At 42.9% G+C, this 24,030-nt stretch carries 24 protein-coding genes; 4 read left to right on the top strand and 20 right to left on the bottom strand.

Annotated elements, in window-relative coordinates; genetic code table 11:
- Positions 1–116: 116 nt before the first annotated feature.
- The 20 genes from N909_RS0109695 to rpmH all read right to left on the bottom strand — a co-directional run bounded on the left by N909_RS0109695 (position 117) and on the right by rpmH (position 17,622).
- Positions 117–1,055, bottom strand: a complete 939-nt coding sequence (locus N909_RS0109695; protein ID WP_084167661.1) for a sigma-54-dependent transcriptional regulator — start codon at positions 1,053–1,055, stop codon at positions 117–119.
- 261 nt (positions 1,056–1,316) lie between these two features.
- Complete coding sequence (locus tag N909_RS0109690; protein ID WP_029914465.1) at positions 1,317–2,726, bottom strand: sigma-54-dependent transcriptional regulator; 1,410 nt, start codon at positions 2,724–2,726, stop codon at positions 1,317–1,319.
- A gap of 4 nt (positions 2,727–2,730) precedes the next feature.
- On the bottom strand, positions 2,731–2,967 hold the full coding sequence (locus N909_RS0109685) for a hypothetical protein (RefSeq protein ID WP_029914463.1): 237 nt from the start codon (positions 2,965–2,967) through the stop codon (positions 2,731–2,733).
- Positions 2,968–3,135: 168 nt separating this feature from the next.
- Positions 3,136–3,546, bottom strand: coding sequence for a F0F1 ATP synthase subunit epsilon (locus N909_RS0109680; protein WP_029914461.1), 411 nt, complete (start codon positions 3,544–3,546; stop codon positions 3,136–3,138).
- Positions 3,547–3,584: 38 nt separating this feature from the next.
- Entirely contained in the window at positions 3,585–4,994 is a 1,410-nt protein-coding gene (atpD, locus tag N909_RS0109675) for a F0F1 ATP synthase subunit beta (protein ID WP_029914458.1), read from the bottom strand.
- Between the two features lie 62 nt (positions 4,995–5,056).
- Entirely contained in the window at positions 5,057–5,926 is an 870-nt protein-coding gene (atpG, locus tag N909_RS0109670; protein ID WP_029914456.1) for an ATP synthase F1 subunit gamma, read from the bottom strand.
- 20 nt (positions 5,927–5,946) lie between these two features.
- Positions 5,947–7,455: a F0F1 ATP synthase subunit alpha gene (gene atpA, locus N909_RS0109665; RefSeq protein ID WP_029914455.1), complete on the bottom strand. Its 1,509-nt coding sequence runs from the start codon at positions 7,453–7,455 to the stop codon at positions 5,947–5,949.
- Positions 7,456–7,464: 9 nt separating this feature from the next.
- Positions 7,465–8,007: an ATP synthase F1 subunit delta gene (gene atpH / locus N909_RS0109660; protein ID WP_029914453.1), complete on the bottom strand. Its 543-nt coding sequence runs from the start codon at positions 8,005–8,007 to the stop codon at positions 7,465–7,467.
- Positions 8,004–8,591, bottom strand: a complete 588-nt coding sequence (gene atpF, locus N909_RS0109655; protein WP_029914452.1) for a F0F1 ATP synthase subunit B — start codon at positions 8,589–8,591, stop codon at positions 8,004–8,006. The genes atpH and atpF overlap by 4 nt, the downstream gene beginning before the upstream one ends.
- Positions 8,592–8,611: 20 nt before the next feature.
- Positions 8,612–9,040, bottom strand: a complete 429-nt coding sequence (locus N909_RS0109650) for a F0F1 ATP synthase subunit B (RefSeq protein ID WP_029914450.1) — start codon at positions 9,038–9,040, stop codon at positions 8,612–8,614.
- A gap of 165 nt (positions 9,041–9,205) precedes the next feature.
- Positions 9,206–9,595 carry a bactofilin family protein gene (locus tag N909_RS0109645; protein WP_029914448.1) on the bottom strand — a complete coding sequence of 130 codons (390 nt, stop codon included), beginning with the start codon at positions 9,593–9,595 and terminating at the stop codon, positions 9,206–9,208.
- A gap of 54 nt (positions 9,596–9,649) precedes the next feature.
- Positions 9,650–10,519, bottom strand: coding sequence for a ParB/RepB/Spo0J family partition protein (locus tag N909_RS0109640; protein WP_029914446.1), 870 nt, complete (start codon positions 10,517–10,519; stop codon positions 9,650–9,652).
- Positions 10,516–11,283: a ParA family protein gene (locus N909_RS0109635; protein ID WP_029914444.1), complete on the bottom strand. Its 768-nt coding sequence runs from the start codon at positions 11,281–11,283 to the stop codon at positions 10,516–10,518. The genes N909_RS0109640 and N909_RS0109635 overlap by 4 nt, the downstream gene beginning before the upstream one ends.
- Positions 11,284–11,398: 115 nt before the next feature.
- Positions 11,399–12,040 (bottom strand): 16S rRNA (guanine(527)-N(7))-methyltransferase RsmG, encoded by a 642-nt coding sequence (gene rsmG / locus N909_RS0109630; protein WP_029914442.1) that lies wholly within the window; start codon positions 12,038–12,040, stop codon positions 11,399–11,401.
- A complete protein-coding gene (gene mnmG, locus N909_RS0109625; RefSeq protein WP_029914440.1) occupies positions 12,030–13,901 on the bottom strand; it encodes a tRNA uridine-5-carboxymethylaminomethyl(34) synthesis enzyme MnmG in 1,872 nt (623 codons plus the stop codon). Before mnmG ends, rsmG begins: the two co-directional genes overlap by 11 nt.
- 20 nt (positions 13,902–13,921) lie before the next feature.
- Entirely contained in the window at positions 13,922–15,286 is a 1,365-nt protein-coding gene (gene mnmE / locus N909_RS0109620; RefSeq protein WP_029914438.1) for a tRNA uridine-5-carboxymethylaminomethyl(34) synthesis GTPase MnmE, read from the bottom strand.
- A 17-nt stretch (positions 15,287–15,303) separates the two neighbouring features.
- Positions 15,304–16,896, bottom strand: a complete 1,593-nt coding sequence (yidC, locus tag N909_RS0109615; protein ID WP_029914436.1) for a membrane protein insertase YidC — start codon at positions 16,894–16,896, stop codon at positions 15,304–15,306.
- Positions 16,886–17,131, bottom strand: coding sequence for a membrane protein insertion efficiency factor YidD (yidD, locus tag N909_RS25290; RefSeq protein ID WP_084167660.1), 246 nt, complete (start codon positions 17,129–17,131; stop codon positions 16,886–16,888). The genes yidC and yidD overlap by 11 nt, the downstream gene beginning before the upstream one ends.
- Positions 17,132–17,133: 2 nt before the next feature.
- Complete coding sequence (rnpA, locus tag N909_RS26570) at positions 17,134–17,400, bottom strand: ribonuclease P protein component (RefSeq protein ID WP_425415852.1); 267 nt, start codon at positions 17,398–17,400, stop codon at positions 17,134–17,136.
- Between the two features lie 69 nt (positions 17,401–17,469).
- On the bottom strand, positions 17,470–17,622 hold the full coding sequence (gene rpmH, locus N909_RS25280) for a 50S ribosomal protein L34 (RefSeq protein ID WP_084167658.1): 153 nt from the start codon (positions 17,620–17,622) through the stop codon (positions 17,470–17,472).
- 220 nt (positions 17,623–17,842) lie between these two features.
- Here rpmH and dnaA point away from each other — a divergent pair, with 220 nt between their 5' ends.
- The 4 genes from dnaA to gyrB all read left to right on the top strand — a co-directional run bounded on the left by dnaA (position 17,843) and on the right by gyrB (position 24,005).
- Entirely contained in the window at positions 17,843–19,192 is a 1,350-nt protein-coding gene (dnaA, locus tag N909_RS0109610; protein ID WP_029914434.1) for a chromosomal replication initiator protein DnaA, read from the top strand.
- Between the two features lie 219 nt (positions 19,193–19,411).
- Complete coding sequence (gene dnaN / locus N909_RS0109605) at positions 19,412–20,527, top strand: DNA polymerase III subunit beta (protein ID WP_029914432.1); 1,116 nt, start codon at positions 19,412–19,414, stop codon at positions 20,525–20,527.
- A gap of 8 nt (positions 20,528–20,535) precedes the next feature.
- Positions 20,536–21,600 (top strand): DNA replication/repair protein RecF, encoded by a 1,065-nt coding sequence (gene recF, locus N909_RS0109600; RefSeq protein WP_029914430.1) that lies wholly within the window; start codon positions 20,536–20,538, stop codon positions 21,598–21,600.
- Between the two features lie 14 nt (positions 21,601–21,614).
- Complete coding sequence (gene gyrB, locus N909_RS0109595; protein WP_029914428.1) at positions 21,615–24,005, top strand: DNA topoisomerase (ATP-hydrolyzing) subunit B; 2,391 nt, start codon at positions 21,615–21,617, stop codon at positions 24,003–24,005.
- Positions 24,006–24,030: the final 25 nt, after the last annotated feature.

Below are 24,030 nucleotides of genomic sequence, written 5' to 3'. Positions count from 1 at the left end.
TCAAGGAAATGAACGGCCTGAGGACAACCTTGCTCTCCAGGCCGAACGGGTTGACTGCAATCTGTTCGGGCAGATGGTACTGATGGGAAACGGCCTGGCAACCGTTAAGCGGGCGGCTACAAACCTTTTTTTCTTTGAGCCGCGCCCTTGGCCGTCTGAATACGGACATGGGTCGGTAGATCTCTTCCGAAAAGGGTCTTCTTGTCCCCCGCGGTGTAAAGTGATTGTTCCAGAACATTAATCAGTTCCCTGACATTGCCGGGCCATGGATATAGTTCACATAGCTGCAGATATTCCGGTGACATCTGTTTTGCGGGAAGTTTGTTTTTCTGGCAAAGCAATGGCAAATGATGGCGCGCCAATGGAATGATATCCTCCTTCCGGTCACGGAGCGCAGGTAATTCAACGAAACACCCCCGTAACAGATCCAACAGAGCGTCTGAAAACTGCCCTTTTGAGGCCAGGGCGTCCAGCTCACAGCTGGTGGTGGAAATGATTCGGAACTCTCTTCGGCCTGAGCTCGCGGTCAATATTTTTAACAATTCCCCTTGCCCCGAACTCTCGAGATCATTCACATCGTCCAGCAACAACGTGCCATGACCCACCTGTTGAAAGGTATCCTCCAACTGCCGTATTCCAAAGCCGGTGCCGCAGGGACACCAGACAAACGGTTCCACAGATCTGCTTCCGACCAGATGGATATAGCGCGCAAACAGGTCTTTCCCGGTTCCGGTTTCCCCTTGGATGATGACATTTTCATCCCCCTGAGCCATTTTTTCAGCGATTCCAAGAGCCAACCGGGTTTTGCCATTTTCCGCGATGATTCGTGGCGCGCCGGCCGGCCGCTGCTGTTGCGCTGTGTTCGTTCTTCTGAGGATCAGGACCGAGCCGTCCAGGGTATATTCAATATCTTCAGCGCTGATTCCCGGAATCTCGCTTTTCAGGCTCAGATTCTCCAGCAAGGCCATGGCCTTTTCAAGACAATCCCGCCCTTCCCCCAATTGTTGCAGCAGCGCAGTTACTCCTGCGTTATGCCCTTTGTTGCTCTTCCTCATTGTCCTTGCCTTTCTTGAGAAGTCTCATTCGAGTCGAAGGTCAAACAGACATAGAGACTTGCAAAGCATCTGTCATGCCAATTTTTTGTCTACTTCAGAATGTTTGTAGGGTTATTTACCTAAGGGGGCAATGTCTTGGCAGTCTGAACCGATAGAAATTTTCCTGTATCACGCACCGTTCAGAATTTAATTTATGCGAGCAAATGACTTTATGCTGATTTCTTTTTTGCGATTTCGGCAATAACAGCTGGCGTGGTCCGCTCAATTCTTCCTGGCAATACCGTGTTTTTTCAGCAGCGCATACAGCCGTGATTGGGAGAGTCCGGAAATCCGGCAGGCCGCGGGGATATCGTCGGCGCTGGTTGCCATCAATTTCAACAGATATTCATTCTCGGCCTGTTGATAGATAGCTTCTCGGAAATCCTGCAATTTTGGTATGTCGCTAACATTCAGGTTCAGGTCATTTTTCTCGGTTGATGAATTTTCCATTTCCGCGCGGCGGACATGGACCCGAATGTGGCTGGGCAAATGTTTGGAATAAAGTGTCTGATCAAAATGGGCGGCGGCCAAGGCCCGTTCCAGGGTGTTGACCAGTTCGCGGACATTCCCCGGCCATGGGTAAAGACTCAGCATTTCGAGAAATTCCGGTGCAAACCCCTTGGAGGGCATGCCATAGCGGGCACAAAACTTATCCACATAATGCCTGGTAAGAATGTGGATATCTTCCATCCGCTCCCGCAACGGCGGCAACTCGATAACAAAAGAGCGCAACCGAAACAGCAGATCACTACGAAAACGACCGGCCTCAACCATGGCGTCAAGATCCCGGTTGGTTGCGGCAATGAGACGAAAATCGCTGGTTTTTTCCTTACTCTGCCCGAGGGGGCGGAAGCGCCGTTCCTGCAGCACGCGAAGAAAGGCTTTTTGTAATACTGGAGGCAGCTCGCCGACCTCATCGAGAAACAAGGTCCCTTTATGGGCCTGTAGAACCAAGCCGTCCTGTGCCCTGTCGGCACCGGTAAAGGCCCCCTTTTCATGTCCAAACAGCAGACTTTCGACCAGGGTTTCCGGTAGAGAGGTACAGTCGACCACAACAAAATTTTCCTGCCTGCGTTGACTGTTGTCATGAACCGCGCGGGCAATCAGCTCCTTGCCGGTCCCGGTCTCTCCGGTGATGAACACATTGGCGTCACTGGCGGCGGCTTGCGCCACCTGGTCGAGACAACTCAACAGGGCCGGACTGCTGCCAATGATTCCGTCCCGTTTCAACGATACCGGTTTGCGATGACGGACAACCTCTAGTTTTTCTTTGCGGTACTGCAGTGCCCTTTCCAGGGAAAGGGTAATCTCTTTGATGGAAAAACCTTTTTCAATGTAGTCCCATGCCCCGCTTTTTATGGCCAGTTCCGCGCCGTTGGGATCTCCGTAGCCAGTCATGATGATAACTTCAGGTTTGGAAGGGCTCATCTCAATGGCCGGCAAAGCATCCAAACCATTTCCGTCAGGCATCTGGACATCGAGAAAAACTACATCAAATTGCCCTTGCTCTGTCATTGCCAGGGCCTGTTTCAAGGTCATGGCCGAAAGCGCAGCGTGGCCTTTGCGCGTTACCAGCGCAGACAACGTTGAACACATCATCTCGTCATCATCGACAATCAGAATCTCGGCCATTTCATCACCATTTCAAATAAGAATAATCTTTCGCTGCTCTTTTTTCCTGATTACGAAGGGTCCACGCTGCTCGGTAAGCCGACCGCGGACCGTTGTCCTTCATTTGCTGGTAAAAAATGCGGTCAGGGAATTTAATCCGGGGGGAAAGAAAAGGAGAATAAGGACCGGAAGGCATTCCAGATAAAGCGTTCAGCGCGTTGGTCGGACGGTTGAACAAGAAGGTTTCTTCGGTTTGGGTCACAGGCTCACCTTCCCGATAGTACGATGTAAGTTGTGCCTATTTTCCTCAAGGTAAAAACTCCGAGAGCAAATGTCAACCTCTGTTTCCCGGGTTCTTCCTGCGGATCAATGACAAAGGACACTTCAAATGAAGTGTCCTTTGTCTGGTTTTCGCTTTTATTGCCGCTTTCTATTGGTTCCTGCTGGCAACCTGAATCCGAATCAGAGCCCGCTGCAAAGCCGCTTCCATGACGGCGTGCTGCTTATCATCCTCGGAGAGGGTTTTCAATGCGCTTTCTGCCCGCCCCAGGGCGGCTTTGGCCCGGTTCAGATCGATTTCATCAGCTTTTTCCGCGGTATCGACCAAAACCGTGACCTTGTCTTCTTCGACTTCCAGATAACCCCAGTTTACAGCAACATGGAACAGTTCCTGCCCCTTGCGATAGGAAAGTTCGCCAACCTTCAATGTTGTCAGCAGGGGCGTATGCCCGGGAAGAATGCCGAGTTCGCCCATGAAACCAGGGGCGGTCAATTCATCGACCTCTTCCGACAGGACCTTTTTGTAAGGGGTAACCATTTCCAGAGTTAATTTTTCTGCCATCAGAACGTTCCTTTATGCGAGTTAAGCCGATCGGACTTTTATGCGGCCGCCATTTTCTGCGCCCGTTCGATGGCTTCTTCAATCGTTCCGACCATATAGAATGCCTGTTCGGGAAGGTTGTCATGTTTACCTTCGACAATCTCCTTGAAGCCCCGGATGGTATCCTTCAATTCCACGTATTTGCCCGGCGAGCCGGTGAAGACTTCGGCAACGTGGAACGGCTGCGACAGGAATCGCTGAATTTTACGGGCCCGCGCCACCACCAGCTTATCCTCTTCGGAAAGTTCATCCATCCCGAGGATAGCGATAATATCCTGCAGATCCTTGTAACGCTGCAGAATATATTGTACGTCACGGGCGACCTTGTAGTGCTCTTCGCCGACCACCTGCGGATCAAGAATCCGGCTGGTTGAATCAAGGGGGTCGACCGCTGGATAGATCCCCAGCTCTGCAATCTGCCGGGAAAGAACCGTGGTCGCATCCAGGTGGGCGAAGGCCGTTGCCGGAGCCGGGTCGGTCAAGTCATCGGCCGGCACATAAATCGCCTGTACCGAAGTGATCGAACCTTTATCCGTCGTGGTGATCCGTTCCTGCAATTCACCCATTTCAGTGGACAGGGTCGGTTGATAACCGACCGCTGAAGGAATCCGCCCCAGCAGGGCCGAAACTTCGGAACCGGCCTGGGTAAAACGGAAAATGTTATCAACGAACAACAACACGTCCTGGCCTTCTTCGTCACGGAAATATTCGGCCACGGTCAAAGCGGACAAGGCAACTCGAGCCCGGGCTCCCGGTGGTTCGTTCATCTGGCCATAAATCAGGGCGGCCTTGTCCAGAACGCCCGACTCTTTCATCTCTTCCCAAAGGTCGTTTCCTTCCCGGGTCCGTTCGCCGACTCCGGCAAAAACCGAAAAACCACCATGCTGCTGGGCAACATTGTTGATCAGTTCCATAATCAGAACCGTCTTGCCGACACCGGCACCACCGAACAGGCCAATTTTTCCACCCCGTGAATAGGGCGCCAGCAAGTCGACGACCTTGATCCCCGTTTCAAAAGATTCGACCTTGGTCGACTGGTTGATAAAGGCCGGAGCAGGACGGTGAATCCCCCAGGCTTGTTCCGCTTCAACCGGCCCGCGCTCGTCGACGGGCTCGCCGACGACATTGAGAATCCTGCCAAGGGTCTTGCCCCCCACCGGCATCAGAATCTGGTCGCCGGTATCGAGCACATCCTGACCGCGAACCAGACCATCAGTGGAGTCCATGGCAATGGTCCGGACCGTGTTTTCCCCCAGATGCTGGGCAACCTCGCAGACCAGGTTCCACTCGCCGTTACCAAGAGATGGATTGGTGATCTTCAAGGCGTGAAAAACCTCCGGCAATTTGCCGGGCTCGAACTCGACGTCGACAACAGGACCGATAACCTGTGTGATCTTCCCTTTGTTCATAACGAAACCTTTCCTCCTTATTCACAACGGAATAAGCCTATGTAAAAAGTAAAATCTCTTTGTTATTTAATCGATTCGGCGCCGGAAATAATCTCCATCAATTCTGTGGTAATCGCGGCCTGCCGGGCACGGTTATACTGCAGAGTCAGCTTACCAATCATTTCAGCGGCATTCCTGCTGGCACTGTCCATGGCCGACATCCGGGCTCCCTGCTCGGACGCATTCGATTCCAAAAGTCCGCGGAATAATTGCACCTCAACCATTTTCGGGAGGATTTCACCAAGCACGACCGCCCGGTTTGGCTCATAGAGATAATCGACCGCTGATTCATTAATATCCATAGAATCATCCGGCTTAATCGGCAAAACCTGCTCAAAGGTAACATTTTGTACAATGGCGCTCTGAAAAGCATTGTAGAGCAGGAAGACAGCGTCATAGGTTTCATCGGTATATTTGCTGATGACCTCTTCGCCAATAAGCTGAGCCGTTTTATAGGTTGCATCCGTGGTGATATTCTCATAGACCTTGACGATTTTATCGCCGAGCCGGCTTTTGAGAAAATCGCGCCCTTTCCGACCGATAATCATCAGGTCGATAGCGTCGTAGCCCTCTTCGTTGCGACGAATGTAGCGCTCCGCTTCTTTGGAAACGTTGGCGTTAAAACCTCCACACAAGCCGCGATCAGCAGTCATCAAGACCACCAGGGCGCGCCTTGTACCACGCTGGTTTAAAAGCGGATGAGCTTCGGCCTCTTCGCGCATGGCCAGATGGGAAAGCACCGTGTGCATTTTCTCCGCATAGGGGCGAGCCGCAACGGCAGCCTCCTGGGCACGCCGCAATTTAGCCGCTGCCACCATTTTCATCGCTTTGGTGATCTGCTGGGTATTTTTAACCGAGCTGATCCTTTTTTTGATGTCTTTCAGACTGGGCATCTGTTCAACCTTTTAGGCAATCAGGCTACAAATTGAGTTTTGAACTCATCCAGGGCGGTTCTGATTCGACCTTCCAGTTCGCTGTCGAGTGCCTTTTTCTCAGCGATATCTTTGATGATATCAGCATGGTTCGCCTTCATGAAAGCCAGCATTTCGCTCTCATAGCGTTGCACAGCAGTGGTTGGATAAGTATCCACGTAACCGTTGCTGGCGGCAAAAATCGAGAGTACCTGAATGGCAACCGGCATCGGCTGATACTGCCCCTGCTTGAGGATTTCAACCAGCCGCGCACCTCGATTAAGCTGGGCCTGGGTGGTTGCGTCCAGATCTGAACCGAACTGGGCAAAGGCGGCCATCTCCCGGTATTGCGCAAGCGCCAGACGCAAAGTTCCGGCAACCTGCTTCATCGCTTTGACCTGCGCCGAACCACCGACCCGGGAGACGGAAAGGCCGACGTTGATCGCCGGGCGAACCCCGGAATAAAACAGGTCCGTCTCCAGGAAGATCTGCCCGTCCGTGATCGAGATGACGTTGGTCGGGATATAAGCGGAAACATCACCAGCCTGGGTTTCGATAATCGGGAGAGCGGTCAACGACCCTGCCCCCTCGGCATCGTTCAATTTGGCGGCACGTTCCAAAAGCCGGCTGTGCAGGTAGAAAACGTCCCCTGGGAACGCTTCCCGTCCCGGTGGCCGTCTCAGCAGCAAGGACAGCTGACGGTAAGCGACGGCCTGTTTTGACAAGTCATCATAAATAATCAGTGCATGCCGGCCGTTATCCCGGAAAAACTCACCCATTGTGACTCCGGTATAGGGCGAAATATACTGCAGAGGAGCCGGGTCCGAGGCCGTTGCCGCAACCACGATGGTATAATCCATAGCGTCATGCTGACGCAGTTTGTCAACCACCTGGGCAACCGTCGACCGTTTCTGGCCGATGGCAACGTATATACAAATGACACCGTTCCCCTTCTGGTTGATGATGGTGTCAATAGCCACTGCGGTTTTCCCGGTCTGCCGGTCACCGATAATCAACTCCCGTTGCCCGCGGCCGATCGGCACCATTGAATCGATAGCTTTGAGCCCGGTCTGCATCGGCTCATGGACCGATTTCCTGGAAACGATCCCCGGGGCCTTAATTTCAACCTGGCTATAGGTTTCCGTCTGAATATCACCCTTGCCGTCAATCGGAATACCAATTCCGTCGACAACCCGGCCAATCAGGGCTTCGCCAACCGGAACCTGGACGATTTGCTCGGTGCGTTTGACCAGGTCGCCTTCCTTGATATGCTCGGCATCACCAAGGATTGCGGCACCGACATTGTCTTCCTCCAGATTGAGAACCATGCCCATGATCCCACCCGGAAATTCCAACAGTTCTCCGGACATCGCTTTATCAAGGCCATGAATGCGGGCAATGCCGTCACCGACTGAAATAATGGTGCCGGTCTCGCTGACTTCGACTTCACGACCGAAATTTTCTATCTGCTTCTTAATAATCGCACTGATTTCTTCCGCTCTGATTTCCATGATATTTCATCACCCCTTTGCTAAGGTATCTGCAATCCGTTTCAGCTGGGTTTTCACGCTGCCATCAAATATTTTTCCGCCCATTTCAGCTAGAATGCCGCCAATAAGGGCTTCGTCTCTTTCAATACTGAGAATAATTTTCTTCCCGATCTGCTGTTCAAGTCCGGTTTTGATAGCCTCAGCTTTCGGCTCTGGTAATTCGTGGGCGGTTTTTATTGTTGCCCTTAACACTCCGGAGCGATCATCTGCCAAACGGCGATAATTTCTCGCGATGTCACCAAGATAAATTATTCGTCCTTTTTGCAGAAGAAGATCGAGAAAATTCTGCAACCCCGCCGACAATTGCAACTTGTCGCCGATATCACGCATGATAGCCAGCTTTTTCTCCAATGGAAAAGTCGGGCTATCCAATAACAGTCTCAGCAGGTCTTCCTTTTTCAAAAGCTCCGCAAGCTGGCCGACCTCATCTGAAAACCGCTCAATCAGCTTTTGTTCCTCAGCAATGTTGAGCAACGCTTTGGCGTATCTTATGGCTATCGCACTGTCACTCAATGTAACTCTCCCACTTTTTGAATGTATTCATCAATCATGCGAGTATCGTCTTCTTTGGTGAAGTTCTTTTTCAGCAAGTCTTCGGCCAGGGCAACTGCCAGTTGAACAGCTTCCCGCTGTAACTCCTCGCGCGCTTTGGCAACCTCAATATCCGCGGTCCGTTCGGCATCGGCTTCGATTTTTGCGGCCATCGCCTTGGCATTTTCAATGATCCGTTGCTTTTCCAATTCACCTTCGCGGCGGATCGAAGCACTGATTTCTGCAATTTCGACAGTTGCCTGATTCAGCTTCAGATCATATTCGGCAAACTTGGCCTCAGCTTCTTCCTTTGCCTTTTTTGCCTCAGAGAGCGCTTTCTCAATTTCCTCGCTCCGCCCGGCCAATCCTTTTTTAAGCGGTTTCCGCAAAAAATAAACCAGCAAGGCAACCACAATCGAAAAATTCAGGACACGGTATAAAAAATCCTTGAGCAGGACGCCGCTGTCGGCATGATGTTCGGCTCCTCCTGAAGCGAAGGCAACCACGCTGACGAGCAGGACGATTCCCAAGGTTAATATTGCTGTCTTAACTTGTTTCTGCAACATACTCAGATCCATCCTTTTCGTTAGGCAACATCTCTGCCGAGGATTTTCGAAGCGATTTGCCCGGCCAAACTGTCCACTTCATCTTTAAGCTTCTGACTTGCGTCGCCTGCTTCGCGATGAACCTTCTCTTTAATCTGCAGCAACCGATCTGCGGCTTTGTGATGTGCCTCGGCGAGCAAAGCTGCTTCCTGTTCTACTCCTGATTTTTTGAGCTTATTGCGTTCGTCATTGGCTACGCTCTTCGCATCCTGCAACTGCTGCTGATAGTGCTGCATCTTATTATCAATTTCAACCTGCAGGTCTTTAGCGCGTAATTGAGATGACTGAATGGTTTCTCGGCGTTGAGTAATAATTTTTTGGAGAGGTTTGTACAAAATTTTGTTCAGGATGAAAAGAAGGACTGCAAAATTAAGGAATTGCAGACCAAGGGTCCAGTCGACACTGATCACCTAGTTCACCTCATTTCGGTTTGAAAGTCGATTTACTGTATACAGTATACAACAGATCGATTATATAAACGGGGTTTCAAGTTAAGGAAGGGCATAGCTATCATACTTTTCTGATTCTTGTCAAGCCTATGATTCCTCTTTGCAAATGCTGTTTTGACAAGCCGATTATTTCTTTTTTGGCTCCCCTCCAACCGCGGGTTTCAGCTCTTTTGGGCTGGTCATTTTTACCTCGCCGTTAAAGACCACTTTTTCTTCAATTTTAAGTGTTGGCGTTTCAATGCTCCCGTCAATAACCGCAGGAGCCCTTAACTCAACGAGGGATGAAGCCTTGATATCCCCTTTGAAGCGGCCACTTAAAATTAAAGCGCCAACGGTTATCTGCCCCTCAATCTCTCCCGTTTCACCAACGACAAGGGTATCGGTTGAAGAGATTTCACCTTTAAAATGTCCATCAAGCCTTACCATCTCGTCAAAACTAAGCTTTCCTTCAAATCGGCTGCCCGACCCGAGAAAAGCTTTGATATCAGCCTTATCTATTGCAACCGGTTTTTTCATCGCTTTCTGCTCCTGCTTTTTAGTTCCAAACATAGATTTCTACTTTTCAATTAATTATTGTTGCAGACCAAGCAGGTCCAGAATCCGGGCCAATTCCCCCTGATCGAAATAACTGATTTCGATCTTGCCCCCCTTCCCCTTCGCAGCCAGTTTGACCTGAGTGGCAAAAAACTGCTGCAGGTCATTTTCCAGAGCAATCAAATCTGGATCGACCTGCTTATTCTCCGGTTTTTTCTCCACTGTTCGATTGCCACTAAAATTCTTGATTTTTTTAATCAACTTTTCAGTGTCACGGACTGACAGTTTTTTCCTGATGACTTCCAGCCCTGCTTCGATGATATCTTCATCACTGTCCAGAGCCAGTAAAGCCCGCGCGTGTCCCATTGTGACTTTATTATCCCGTAGATGTTGCTTGATTTCTTCTGGTAACCTTAATAATCTTAGTGAGTTAGCTACTGTTGAGCGATCTTTCCCAACGCGTTTGGCTACTTCTTCCTGAAGCAAATCAAAACTGTCCATCAAATACCGGTAGGCACTTGCCTCTTCAAGAGGATTCAGGTCTTCACGCTGAATATTCTCTATCAAAGCCATTTCCAGAGCCCAGTCTTCGGAAACATCCTGGATGACCACCGGAACGCGCTCCAGACCAGCCTTTTGGGCTGCCCGCCAACGGCGCTCCCCGGCAATTATCTGGTAATGATCACCCTGTTGCCGGACCACGAGAGGTTGAATAACCCCCTTCTCCTTGATCGATGCCACCAATTCCGCCATTTTGGCATCATTAAAGGTCTTACGCGGCTGCTGGCTGTGCGGCTCCAGTTCCTCAATGGGACATAGAAAATATTTTTTTCCGCCCTCCTGTGCGGCCGAGCTTAATAATGCGCCGATCCCCTTGCCAAGAGCAGGTCTTTTAGGCTTGTTCATATGGCGCCTCCGGTCACGATTTCTTTGGCCAACTCAATGTACGCCTGTGCGCCGCGCGAAGCGATATCGTACATCAATGCAGGTTGGCCATAGCTCGGTGCCTCTGACAGACGAACATTCCTTGGGACAATGGAATTAAATACTTTTTTGCCAAAATGGGTGCGTATCTCATCACTGACTTGATGGCAAAGATTATTTCTTCCGTCAAACATGGTGAGAAGAATACCCCCGAGCTGGAGCTTTGGGTTCAGGTCTTGCTGAACAATTCTGATGGTCTGCATCAATTGCCCCAATCCTTCCATGGCATAAAATTCACATTGCAAGGGAACCAGGACAGAATCGGCAGCACTCAATGAGTTTACTGTTAATAAGCCGAGGGACGGTGGACAATCAACAATGATATAATCAAATTCGTCACGGATTGTTTCAAGTGCATACTTTAATTGTTTTTCTCGTTCGGGTCTTCCTATTAGCTCTATTTCTGCACCGATCAGATTGGTATTGGAGGGGATGACAGATAGATATTTCAATTCGGTTGGCAACATTACCTCAGCGATATTGCTTTCACCCAACAAAACATCATAAACCGTTAAAATAACTTCTGTTTTATCGATTCCAAGACCACTACACGCATTGGCCTGAGGATCCATATCCAGCAGAATCGTTTTTTTTTCAGCGGCCGCTAAAGAAGCAGCCAGATTGACAGCGGTGGTTGTTTTTCCGACTCCACCCTTTTGGTTGGCCACGGCTATGATTTTTGCCATCCTTTTTACTCCTTATACCACACCTGATAACAAACAGTTGTCATACGTCAGGGGAAGATAGCATATGCGTTGATTGAATTCACCTAATTTAAGTCAGAGAAATGTAATGATTGTGTTATTTTTGCAAAACAATTAAGCGACGATTCGATCCGGATAGCGGCAGTTTATAACTTTCTATTGATATGTCTCTGTAATTTTTAAGTTTTTCTGTTCCCAAAGCCGCTAGTTCAGCGTCCCCTTCCGGCCCCTTCATCGCGATTATTTTTCCATGGGTAGACAAAAAAGGTTCACTCATTTCGACAATAACCTCTAAAGAAGCAAATGCTCGCGCGGTAATAATGTCGAATTCTGACTTAAAATCCCCTCGCATTAATAGATTTTCTATCCTGTTGCCGATGGGCTCAAAATTATCTATACCAAGCAACCTTTTAACATGCTTTTGAAAGTTAACCTTCTTTCCAACACTCTCCACTGAGACAACTCTTATTTCCGGATTTGCAATGGCTAAAGCCAATCCTGGAAATCCCCCGCCGGAGCCGAGATCCAAAAGCCTGAAACCTTCTTTTATAAATTTATTCAGCACCAAAGAATCCAACAGATGCTTTTCCAACACCTCGTTACGATCTGTTATTGCGGTAAGATTGATTTTTTTATTCCACCTCAATAATTCGTCGATAAAAGCTATTTCCTTTGCAACGAATTGAGGAGAAATATTTATTCCCAAGGCCTGCAATTGATAATGCAAACTAACTGGCATTCTTATTTTTCCGTAAATAGATATTGATAACAGCAATTGCGGCTGGAGTGACCCCCTGAATCCTACTTGCCTGTCCCAGGGTTGCTGGTCTGATTTTAGCTAGTTTTTCCCTTACCTCAGAAGAAATACTGGGAATAACCGAATAGTCCAAATTGTCGGGAAGCAAAACATCTTCTTGCTCTTGTGCCTTGGCAATCTGCTCCAACTGCCGAGTTATATAACCTTCGTATTTGAGACTTATTTCAGCTTGTTCAAGAGCTGAATCAGCAACCGCTGTTAATTCAGGAAAAACTTCTTTCAGCTGAGTAATACTGACTTCAGGCCTTTTCAGCAAAACAGCTAAAGAAACGCCACTCTTTAATTCATCAATATTTAGAGCCTCAGTGACTTTTTTATGTGAGCTGGTTACCACTGTAGTATTTAAAAATTTCTTCGTTTTCTCAACTTGAACCTGCTTTTGTTGATACAACTTCCAGCGATCATCTTTCACCAATCCTATTTCGCGTCCAATTTCTGTGAGTCGCTGATCCGCATTATCTTCTCGTAATAACAGCCTATATTCAGATCTGGAAGTAAACATGCGATAAGGGTCCGTTGTTGGTTGGGTCACCAGATCATCTATCATCACCCCAATATAACCCTGATCCCGACCAAGAATAACCGGTTCCCGATCCTGACAAAACCTTGCCGCATTGATTCCTGCCATTAACCCCTGAGCCGCAGCTTCCTCATAACCGGACGTTCCGTTAATTTGGCCAGCATGAAATAACCCCGTTATCTCTTTTGTCTCCAGACTCTTTTTCAGCTGCAAGGGTTCAACGAAATCGTATTCGATCGCATATCCTGGCCGCATTATTTCAACTTTTTCAAAACCTACCATCGTCCTGAAATAGGCCAACTGAACATCTGCAGGAAGAGAGGTTGAAAGACCGCTTGGATAGAATTCATCACTCTGCCGTCCTTCCGGTTCAATAAAAGATTGATGTGAAGCTTTTTCCGGAAAGCGCACCACCTTATCTTCGATCGATGGGCAATAGCGAGGCCCGACCCCCTCAATAATCCCTGCATAAAGGGGAGACTTATCCAGATTATCTCGTATAATCTGATGGGTCCTTTCATTGGTGTTTGCGATATAACAAGAGACCTGTTCTCTCTCAATTGCCTCATGCAAAAACGAAAAAGGTTTTATCTGGTCATCCCCTGATTGGCGCTCCAGCCTGGTGAAATCTATAGTTCGACCGCAAAGCCTTGCTGGTGTCCCTGTCTTAAGCCGGCCAACCTTAAAACCCAATGCCCGCAGGGAATCGGAAAGAGTTTCGGACGATGGTTCCCCTGCCCGCCCACCTGCATAATGATTCAAACCAACATGAATAAGTCCGCGCATAAAAGTTCCAGTCGTAATAACAACTGTACGCCCCTTAAACACCAACCCCTCTCTAGTCCTAACCCCAACAACCCGCTGTCCTTCTGTTAATAGCTCAGCGACAAGTCCTTGCTTAAGATCCAACGTCGGTTCTTTTTCAATAATTCTCTTCATTCTGGCGCTATACGCCATTCTATCAGCCTGAGCCCTTGACGCTCTTACTGCAGGGCCCTTCCTCATATTCAGTCGTCGAAATTGAATACCGGTAGCATCAATATTCAACCCCATCTCTCCACCCAAAGCATCAACCTCATGGACAAGATGGCCTTTTGCCAACCCTCCAATAGAAGGATTACAAGACATTTGTGCTATAGTATCTAACCCAATAGTCAGTAATAGAGTGGAGCAACCCATTCGTGCAGACGCCAAAGCCGCTTCGCAGCCGGCATGCCCTGCCCCCACCACAATCACTTGATATTCTTTCCCGTACGTCATCATTCAATGTTCCACGTGAAACACTATTTACCAATACAGAATCCGGAAAAAATTTCACCCAACAAATCTTCAGTGGTCGTTTCTCCGGTTATCTGTCCTAAATAAAATAATGCCTCTCTCAATTCAAAAGCAATAAACTCTAAAAATTCATCCTGCCCGATCAACTGCAGAGCTTTCTTCAGATTTGCCAAGCTGCTAATAAGAGATTCATAATGCCTTCTTTCAGCAAGCAAAACAGAGTCGGAAACAGAAGAAGGATCATTTATAAAATATTCATATATATAATTAATTAATTCTTTAATCCCCGCACCAGTCTTAGCTGAAACAGAAAAGCAGGTAAATTGGGAAAAATCATAATTATGATGGCAAGTATCAAGATCGCCTTTGGTTTTAACGACAACACAGGGATATTGGCGACAAACATCCAAAGCATCAAGATCTGCTTGATCAAGCGGTCGACTCGAATCAACCAGGAGAAGAACTAAATCGACTTCAGATATTTTTTTCTGAGCTCGACGGATTCCTTCCATCTCAACAGGATCATCTGAGTTGCGAAGTCCGGCAGTATCAAAAATACGTACCGGAATATCATGAATAACAATGCCCTCTTCAATGATATCACGCGTAGTTCCGGGAATATCCGTAACGATGGCACGTTCCTCACCGAGAATAAAATTTAAAAGAGAACTTTTGCCAACATTCGGCTTCCCAACCAGAAGAACACTCAGCCCTTCGCTAAGAATGCGCCCATAGCTATAGGTTGAAGTTATTCTACCTACTTCCTCCACAAGAGCGGCAACACCGGATCTAATCTGCTGAATATCAGTCCCAGGAATATCCTCTTCAGGAAAATCTATCCAGGCCTCGACAAGAACAAGTAATTTTTTAACCGCCCTTTGAAAATAATAAATTTTTTGACTCAATCCACCATCGACTTGAGACAGTGCCAACTTCCGGGAAGACTCTGAGGAGGAATGAATAAGTCGTGCGACGGCTTCAGCCTGAGTGAGATCAATACGACCGTTAAGGAATGCTCGATAGGTAAACTCGCCAGGTTGGGCCAGACGAACACCAGCCCTTTGAAACAAATCAAGAATTATCCGGACAATATGCCGACTGCCATGACAATGAATTTCAACCACATCATCGCAGGTATAAGTACGAGGTGCGGCCATATAAACAGCCAGCACCTCGTCAATAATAGCTCCGTTGTCGTCTTTTAGTTTTCCATGATAAAGACGGTGAGAACTGAATTTTTCAACCGACCCAGTAGGAGAAAAATAATGTTCTAATAAATAGTAACTACTCGGACCTGATAGACGGACAATTGAAACACCACCCTCCCCTGGCGGGGTAACAGGCGCAATAATAGTATCCTTCGTATTCATTGATTCATGCGAAAGCGTCAATCAGGTTGGCGCTTAATCAGATATTGCTGCAAAATAGTCAAAAGGTTATTCACAAGCCAATATACCACAAGACCGGAAGGAAAATTAAGAAACATAAAGGTAAAAACGACCGGCATCAACAGCATAATTTTAGCCTGAGTCGGATCCATATTGGTTGGAGTCATTTTTTGCTGCAGGAACATTGTAACTCCCATAATCAAAGGCGTTACATAATAAGGGTCTTTTGCAGACAAATCTGTAATCCAAAGGATAAAAGGAGCATGGCGCAGTTCAATGGAGCCGAGCAGCACGCGGTAAAGCGCAAAAAACACCGGAATCTGAATCACCATAGGCAAACAGCCGCCCAAAGGATTAACCTTATGGTCTTTATAAAATTTCATCATCTCCTGATTGAGACGCTGCTTATCTGAGCCAAACTTGTCCCGCAACCTCTTCATCTCCGGCTGCAGTTTCTGCATGCCTTTCATGGATTTATAACTCTTTTGAGTCAAAGGCCAAAAAAGCAGCTTAATACAGATAGTCAATAAAATAATAGAAAAACCATAATTACCCAGGAAACCATAAAAGAATTTGAGGATAACCATCAATGGCTTAGCCAAAGGATGGAAAAAACCAAAATGAATAACTTCTTCAAATTTATTACCACTGACAGCCAGATCTTCATACATCTTAGGTCCGGCATAAAAGGTAAAATCAATTTGACTTGATCCCCCTGCACCTAATTTAAGATTATTACTACTAAAATTATTAATAATCCCATCATATTGGGGTGATATATTGACATCTTCAATATTCTTACTAGGCGCAGCAGCAATCATAAAGTATTTAGTTGTAAATCCAGACCAACTAAAATCACCATTATAAGAAATTGATTTTTCTTCTATATTCTTAATTTTATCTTCTTGTAACTTACCTTGATATAAAGTGACCGGACCTGTAAAAGAATACATTTCCTTTTTTGCATCAGTATCAATGGGATGATATAAATAAGTAAAAATATTGCCAGAAATATCATTATTACTTAAATTAGTGATTATAACCTTTAAATCAAAAGAGTATCTGTCTTTATAAAAAGTATATATTTTATCTATTTTTAAATTCTTGTATTCAGCTGTAAAAACAACGTCAAATTTATTATCGATAGTAATATTGTCAGGTCCATTAACAGAATAATTTAAATTGCTAGGAAAATAAAACTCATCAGACCCATAATTTATAAAAGAATTACCGTGAAAGTTTTTACTTGAAAACAAACTATATAAATCAGAATTTTTAGAATTAGTTTCTTTATATTTTTTTAAAATTATGGAATCAACAGACCCTCCTTCTGTTGAAATAGAAATATCAAAAAGATCATTTGATACTCGAATATTTTTTGACACAACTTTTTCATCAGTTGTTGGAATATTAAAATTTTTATCTACCTTCTCAGAACTAATATCCTTCTTAATATCTTGATTTGCAGTGGTCGCCTCCTGCACCGAATCATTATTTTTAACAGGCTGGCGAGACGGGGCAAAAAATAAACTGTACCCAGACCAAAGTAATACAATAAGTACTATAGCCAAAATAGTTCTATTATTTTCCATTATAAATATCCTGTTTCTGAATTGACGGTACAGGGTCGTAACCACCTGGATGGAAAGGATGACACTTTAATAATCTTCTTATAGATAAAAACAAACCCTTTACAGCCCCAAATCTTAATATAGAATCTTTTGCATAGGAAGAACAGGAAGGATAAAAGCGACAACTTCTGGGGGTAAGTGGGGATATAAGATATCTATAAATATCTATAAGAAAAACAAAGAATTGCTTAACCATTATTATTTCTTTGTAAATATATGATGAAGCTCGTCAAATATTATTTTCGACGATACTTGTGAGACGCCTCTTCTGACAATGACAGAATAATCCAACTTATCAAGAGAAAAAATATTTTTTCGAAAGTATTCTCTGATAAGCCTCTTAATTCGGTTTCTTTGTACTGCGTTTCCAACTTTCGAACTCGCAGTAATCCCTAAACGCGCACTGTTTGCACTAGAAGGAAGCTTGAAGAGAATAAAATGGGGTGCATAAATTTTACACCCCATTTTATTAATCAATCTGAATTCCCACGATTTTCTAATTCTTAAACAACCGGGGAAAGATGCATCCATCTATTATTTATGTGGAACGGAAACGGTAAGAGATTTCCGACCACGAGCCCGACGCCTACTAAGGGTCTGGCGACCATTTTTAGTCTGCATCTTCTTTCTGAAACCGTGAGTCCGCTTTCTTTTAATCCGGCTCGGTTGGAACGTACGCTTAGACATGCTTTTCCTCCATTACTGATTTCTTGACAAAGCAGTATCATTAATCACAACAACCTAAGAGAGTCAAGAAAAAAGAAAGACAAATTTATTCTGGAAGATAAAACCAATAAGCATTATAGTAGGGGTCCAAAATCATTCAAATACGCAATATTTAATTATTTTTTTAATAAAATCAGCATTTTAGAGATATACACAGCTGTTTATAACTTGTGGAATCATTATGAAGAATATTTGGGAAAAAGCCGTTGATAAATTAAAAAGTAAAATAAGTGATCAGAATATTAACACCTGGATAAAGCCAATCCAAACCAAGGAAATATCAGATGATCATATAATATTGGAGGTTCCAAATAAATTCATAAAGGACTGGGTTAAAGAAAATTACAATCAAATAATATGCGAGACACTCTATGAAATATCTAAAATAAATTTTAATATTGAAATACAAATAAATAGAAATCTTAAAAATAAAGAAGTAAAAACTCCAAAAGAGCCGCTAGAAGAAACAGTTAAAAATGTTGATAATAAATCAAAAAATGAATTTTTTGAAATATCCAACATTAATCCTAATTACACTTTTAAAACATTTGTTTCCGGTCCATCAAATCAATTTGCCCACGCAGCAGCTCTAGCAGTATCAAATAATCCAGCTACAACATATAATCCTTTATTCATATATGGAGGAGTCGGACTTGGAAAAACACATATTATTCATGCAATAGGAAATGAAGTTCTTAAAAAGAATAATAATATAAAGGTTTGTTATTATTCTTCAGAAAAATTTACTAATGAATTAATAAATTCATTAAGGCATGCAAAAATGGATGAATTTAGAAATAAATTCAGGTCCATAGATATATTATTAATAGATGATATTCAGTTTATAGCAGGTAAAAAAAGTACCCAAGAGGAATTTTTTCATACATTTAATGCTTTATATGAATCTCATAAGCAAATAGTTGTAACCTCGGACAAATTTCCTAAAGAAATACCGGATTTAGAAGAGAGGTTAAGATCAAGGTTTGAGTGGGGTCTTATCGCCGATATACAATCACCCGATACGGAAACAAAACAGGCCATTCTCAAAATGAAAGCAGATCAAAACAAAATTGACCTCCCTGAAGATGTCGCCTACTTTCTGGCCAATTCAATCACCAGCAACGTCCGGGAGTTGGAAGGCTATTTAATCCGCGTTGGAGCATATGCAAGCTTAACTTCAACACCAATAAATTTAAACATGGCAAAAACCATATTAAAAGATATTATCATCGAAAACAGCAAAGAAATAACCATAGAAAAAATTCAAAAAACCGTCGCTGAACATTTTCAAATTAAGTCAATTGAACTTAAATCATCGAAAAGATTAAAGAATCTTGTTTTACCAAGACAGATTGCCATGTATATATGCAGAAAACTAACTGATCTTTCCTACCCGGAAATAGGCACAAAATTCGGCGGTAAGGATCACTCCACCATTATCCATGCCATAAAAAAAATAGACAAAAAAATGGAAGAGGATCTGCATACAAGAATGACCGTTGAAAAACTCATGGAAAAGATGGGGTCTTAAATGTGGATAAATAGTAAAAATCCTGCCTAAGTGGGATATAAAAAAAAATGTTCACAATTGAGCAACAAAATAGGTAAATTTTCCACACCGATTTTGAAATAATTTTTCTTTATTTTTTAATAGGTTAGATACTTATCAACATTTAAACAGCCACTACTGTTACTACTATTAAATTATTACTAATATAGTACTTAGTATGCACTGTTGACGGAGGACGAAATGCAATTTGAAATCTCAAAAGACGACTTTCTTAAAGCACTCACAAAAGTTCAGGGAATTATCGAAAAACGCCATACCATACCAATACTGGCGAATGTCCTCATTGAAGCTAAAAATGAAGAAATCCTGATAACAGCAACAGATTTGGAAGTCGGTCTGAAGACCAAACATAATTGCGCCATCAAAGAAGAGGGTAAAATTACCGTCTCCGCAAAAAAACTTTTTGAAATAATTAAGGAATTACCCAATAAAAATGTATATTTCACCTCAAAAAGCAATTTTTGGGTGGAGATTAAATGTGAAAAATCTATCTTTAATCTCGTTGGACTTTCTCCCGAGGATTTTCCAAAATTCCCCGAAATTAATAATGATATATTTAAAGTTAATGGAAATATAATTAACGAAATGATTGATAAAACTGTCTTCTCAATTTCAAGTGATGAAACAAAATTTAATCTCACTGGAATTTATGTCAAAGAAGAGAGAATCGAGGATAATAATTTATTAACATTTGTATCAACAGATGGCCATAGGCTTTCAATGGTTCAAAGAAAAGTAAATGGTGATTTAGGTGATAAATTTAAAGAAGGATTTATTTTACCTAAAAAAGGCATTTTTGAAATTAGAAAATTAATTGAAAACTCCGATCAAGATATTGAAATTGGAATTACAGACAATAATTTTATAATTAAATATGAAAATACAATTTTAATAATGAGAATGGTTGACGGAGAATTTCCTGATTATAAGAGAGTTATTCCTGAAAAAGGAAAAAATTTTGCTGTAATAAATAAAGATCTATTTTTACATTCTTTAAAAAGAATATCTATCTTATCAAGTGAAAAATCAAAAGGTATAAAACTAAATTTTAATAAAGATTTTCTTGTCCTGAGTTCTTCAAATCCAGATTTGGGTGATGCGAGAGAAGAATTGGATATTGCATATAATGCAGACGAAATTTCGATTGGCTTTAATGCTAAATATATAATGGATATTTTACAGGTTATTAAAGCTGAAAATATAATTTTTAATTTAAAAGACAATATTTCTCCAGGACGCATAAGCCCTGAGAGCGATGATAATTATCTTTCAGTTATTATGCCCATGAGACTTTAGTAAAATTAATGCTTATAAATAGTATTAAAATTAAAAATTTTAGAAATATTGAATTTTTAAATATTATTCCAGATGAAAAAATAAATTTTTTAACTGGAAATAATGCACAAGGTAAAACTAATTTTATTGAATCTATCTACTATTGTTCCTATTTCAAAAGTTATAGAACTAAAAATATTTTAGATTTGATAAAAAATGGAAAAGAAAACTCATTTATAAATATAGAGACATATAACGCTGGAACTAATAATAATATAAAAGTTTATATAGATAAAAATAAAACAAAAAAAATATCTTTAAACTCTAAAGTTCCAAAAAATAGGGAATTTTATAAAGTAATAAATACAATATTATATTATCCTGATGAAATTAATTATTTATCAATTTATCCTCAATTTAGAAGAAATTTTATTGATAGAGCCATTTTTATAACTGATTTTGATTATATTGACTTGTTTAATAAATATAGAAAATGTTTAAAACAAAGAAATATTTTACTTAAAAACAGCCCTTCAGATAAGGAACAAATTGATGCATGGAAGAATAAATTAATTGAATTTGGATCTATTATTATAAAAAAAAGAATGGACCTTATAAAAAGAATAAATGAAAAATTAAAATATTTTTCTATACAGCAAGGAGAAAATTATTGCTTAAAGTATAATGATTATACTTATGAAAAAATAGAAGAAGATTTGCTTGAAAGATTTAATAGAAATTTTAGTAAAGAATTGAAATATGGTTATACAATTATTGGACCACATTCAGACGATATTGTTTTTAAAATAAATGATAATGATATTAGAAAATATGCATCAGAAGGACAAAAAAAAACATTTTTATTAAATTTAAAATTATCTCAAATAGTAGATTATAAATCAGTTCATGATGATTTTCCGATCGTTATTTTAGATGATATTTCTAACGAACTTGATAACAATAGAAAAGATAAAATTATAGATAAATTTTTTGATAATTCTGGACAAATTTTTATTACAACGACATTACCAGTAAAAAATTTATATTCTAATAATGGAATATTCTTATTTGAAAACGGTTCAGTAATCAATTAGGCAGAAGAGGTAATATGACTGAAGAAAAAAAATATGGTGCCGATAGTATTCAAGTTTTAGAAGGACTTGAAGCTGTGCGAAAAAGACCTTCAATGTATATAGGGTCGACATCCGTACAAGGTCTTCATCATTTGGTTTATGAAGTTGTTGATAATTCTATTGATGAAGCACTGGCCGGCTATTGTGATGATGTTAATATTACAATTCACGGAGATAATTCAGTTACTGTCGAAGATAATGGTCGTGGAATTCCGGTAGAACACCATGCAAAACAGAATAAGTCAGCAGCTGAGGTTGTTATGACAGTTCTGCACGCTGGTGGAAAATTTGACGATAAAGGTGAGGGTGCCTACAAAGTATCAGGCGGTCTTCACGGCGTCGGCGTTTCGGTCGTCAATGCTCTGTCGGAAAAACTTGATCTCGAAATTAGACGAGACGGAAAGATACATCGACAAAGTTATGTCAGAGGTGTACCCACCGGACCGCTTAAAATTGAAGGAGATACTATAAAAAGAGGGACCAAAATAACCTTCTGGCCGGACCCTGAAATATTTGAAACGTTGGTGTTTTCTTTTGAAACCTTGTCGACTAGATTGCGTGAGTTAGCATTCCTCAACGCTGGAGTAAAAATTGTCATTACCGATAGCAGGACCGAAAAAAACAATGAATTTCTCTATGAAGGTGGTATTCGCTCATTTGTTGAATATTTAAACAGAGCCAAAAACTCCCTTCACTCTACGCCTATTTTCTTCAGTGGGGCCAAAGACGGTGCCGAACTTGAAATAGCGATTCAATACAATGATGGCTATGATGAGAAGATTTTTTCTTTTGCCAACAATATAAACACCCACGAAGGTGGTACCCACTTGAGCGGATTCAAGGCTGCGTTGACGCGGACCATGAATAACTACGCGACCAATAATAATCTGTTGAAAAATATCAAAGTGGCCATATCCGGAGATGATTTGCGCGAAGGTATTGCTGCCGTCATCTCGGTTAAACTCTCCGATCCTCAGTTTGAAGGTCAAACCAAAACTAAATTGGGAAATTCTGAGATAAAAGGTTTTGTCGAAACTCTGATGAATGAAAAGTTGGCGACTTTCCTGGAAGAAAATCCGCAGGTTGCTAGAAAAATCCTAGAAAAGGGAATTGACGCAGCTCGTGCCCGGGAAGCAGCCCGCAAAGCACGGGATCTGACCCGCCGAAAAGGTGCTCTGGACGGTTTGTCACTGCCAGGTAAACTTGCCGATTGCCAGGAAAAAGACCCGTCTTTGTGCGAAATCTATCTGGTCGAAGGTGATTCTGCCGGCGGAAGTGCCAAACAGGGAAGAGACAGAAGATTTCAGGCAATTCTGCCGCTGAAAGGTAAAATACTCAACGTTGAAAAAGCTCGCTTTGACAAGCTGCTCACCTCTAATGAAATAAGAACCCTGATTACGGCCATGGGAACAAGTATTGGCAAGGATGATTTCGATGTGTCTAAACTACGTTACCATCGGATTATTATCATGACTGATGCCGATGTTGATGGTTCTCATATCAGGACGCTGCTGCTGACCTTCTTTTTCAGACAAATGCCGGAAATTGTTGAAAGAGGTCATCTTTATATCGCCCAGCCGCCCCTTTATAAGGTCAAAAGGGGCAAACGGGAAATTTACCTGAAAGATGATGATGCCCTGCTGGAATACCTTTTGGATAATGGTACCGAAGGTATTGCCGTAGAAATGGAGCAAGGGAATAAAGTTTTGCGGGGTAAGCAGATTATTCCGACTTTGCGGAATATTATTAATTATAACAAGCACTTTGATAAGATAGTCAACAAGGGAATACCAAGTGAAATTCTGAAAATATTCGTCAGAGGAAAAATTAAGAACGGTTATGCCGATCAAGATAGTCTCGAGCCCCTTGCCCAGCAGCTTCGAGAAGTCGATCCGAAGACCAAATATGAGGTCTTGCAGGACCCTGACCGGATATTGGTAACCTTTGGCAATCTGCATGCGCGGATTGATCGCCATACCGTAGAGATCCTCTCATCCCATGAGTACAAACTGCTTCTCCAGTCCTATAAACAGGTCGAGGATATCTGTCTGAATGAAAGTATCAGCATTGTTGCTGAGGAAAAAGAGGATATTGAAGTGACCGATCGTCAGGAACTGCTTGACATCATTTTGGCACGTGCAAAAAAAGGTCAGTATATTCAGCGTTATAAAGGTTTAGGAGAGATGAATCCCGAACAGCTCTGGGAAACAACCATGGATCCGGAAAAACGGATTTTGTTGCAGGTGACTATTGAGGATGCCGTACGGGCTGACGAGATATTTACCGTGTTGATGGGTGATCAGGTTGAACCGCGCCGTGAATTCATTGAACTCAATGCACTCAATGTGGCTAACCTGGATGTATAAGTGGTTGGTATTAAGTATTTCCCTG

This window comes from Pelobacter seleniigenes DSM 18267 (assembly GCF_000711225.1).
GTDB classification, from domain to species: Bacteria; Desulfobacterota; Desulfuromonadia; order Desulfuromonadales; family Geopsychrobacteraceae; genus Seleniibacterium; species Seleniibacterium seleniigenes.
This window is presented reverse-complemented; position numbering and strand designations above follow the sequence as displayed.

Bases quoted from the DNA above. Each gene is read 5' to 3' on its own strand.
- mnmE (WP_029914438.1), bottom strand. From the start codon at position 15,286: ATGAATACGAAGGATACTATTATTGCGCCTGTTACCCCGCCAGGGGAG.
- atpD (WP_029914458.1), bottom strand. From the start codon at position 4,994: ATGAACAAAGGGAAGATCACACAGGTTATCGGTCCTGTTGTCGACGTC.
- dnaA (WP_029914434.1), top strand. From the start codon at position 17,843: ATGAAGAATATTTGGGAAAAAGCCGTTGATAAATTAAAAAGTAAAATA.
- N909_RS0109680 (WP_029914461.1), bottom strand. From the start codon at position 3,546: ATGGCAGAAAAATTAACTCTGGAAATGGTTACCCCTTACAAAAAGGTC.
- N909_RS0109645 (WP_029914448.1), bottom strand. From the start codon at position 9,595: ATGAAAAAACCGGTTGCAATAGATAAGGCTGATATCAAAGCTTTTCTC.
- rsmG (WP_029914442.1), bottom strand. From the start codon at position 12,040: ATGCCAGTTAGTTTGCATTATCAATTGCAGGCCTTGGGAATAAATATT.
- N909_RS0109640 (WP_029914446.1), bottom strand. From the start codon at position 10,519: ATGAACAAGCCTAAAAGACCTGCTCTTGGCAAGGGGATCGGCGCATTA.
- N909_RS0109695 (WP_084167661.1), bottom strand. From the start codon at position 1,055: ATGAGGAAGAGCAACAAAGGGCATAACGCAGGAGTAACTGCGCTGCTG.
- N909_RS0109690 (WP_029914465.1), bottom strand. From the start codon at position 2,726: ATGGCCGAGATTCTGATTGTCGATGATGACGAGATGATGTGTTCAACG.
- recF (WP_029914430.1), top strand. From the start codon at position 20,536: ATGCTTATAAATAGTATTAAAATTAAAAATTTTAGAAATATTGAATTT.
- rnpA (WP_425415852.1), bottom strand. From the start codon at position 17,400: ATGGGGTGTAAAATTTATGCACCCCATTTTATTCTCTTCAAGCTTCCT.
- N909_RS0109635 (WP_029914444.1), bottom strand. From the start codon at position 11,283: ATGGCAAAAATCATAGCCGTGGCCAACCAAAAGGGTGGAGTCGGAAAA.
- atpA (WP_029914455.1), bottom strand. From the start codon at position 7,455: ATGGAAATCAGAGCGGAAGAAATCAGTGCGATTATTAAGAAGCAGATA.
- gyrB (WP_029914428.1), top strand. From the start codon at position 21,615: ATGACTGAAGAAAAAAAATATGGTGCCGATAGTATTCAAGTTTTAGAA.
- yidD (WP_084167660.1), bottom strand. From the start codon at position 17,131: ATGGTTAAGCAATTCTTTGTTTTTCTTATAGATATTTATAGATATCTT.
- atpF (WP_029914452.1), bottom strand. From the start codon at position 8,591: ATGTTGCAGAAACAAGTTAAGACAGCAATATTAACCTTGGGAATCGTC.
- atpG (WP_029914456.1), bottom strand. From the start codon at position 5,926: ATGCCCAGTCTGAAAGACATCAAAAAAAGGATCAGCTCGGTTAAAAAT.
- yidC (WP_029914436.1), bottom strand. From the start codon at position 16,896: ATGGAAAATAATAGAACTATTTTGGCTATAGTACTTATTGTATTACTT.
- dnaN (WP_029914432.1), top strand. From the start codon at position 19,412: ATGCAATTTGAAATCTCAAAAGACGACTTTCTTAAAGCACTCACAAAA.
- rpmH (WP_084167658.1), bottom strand. From the start codon at position 17,622: ATGTCTAAGCGTACGTTCCAACCGAGCCGGATTAAAAGAAAGCGGACT.
- mnmG (WP_029914440.1), bottom strand. From the start codon at position 13,901: ATGATGACGTACGGGAAAGAATATCAAGTGATTGTGGTGGGGGCAGGG.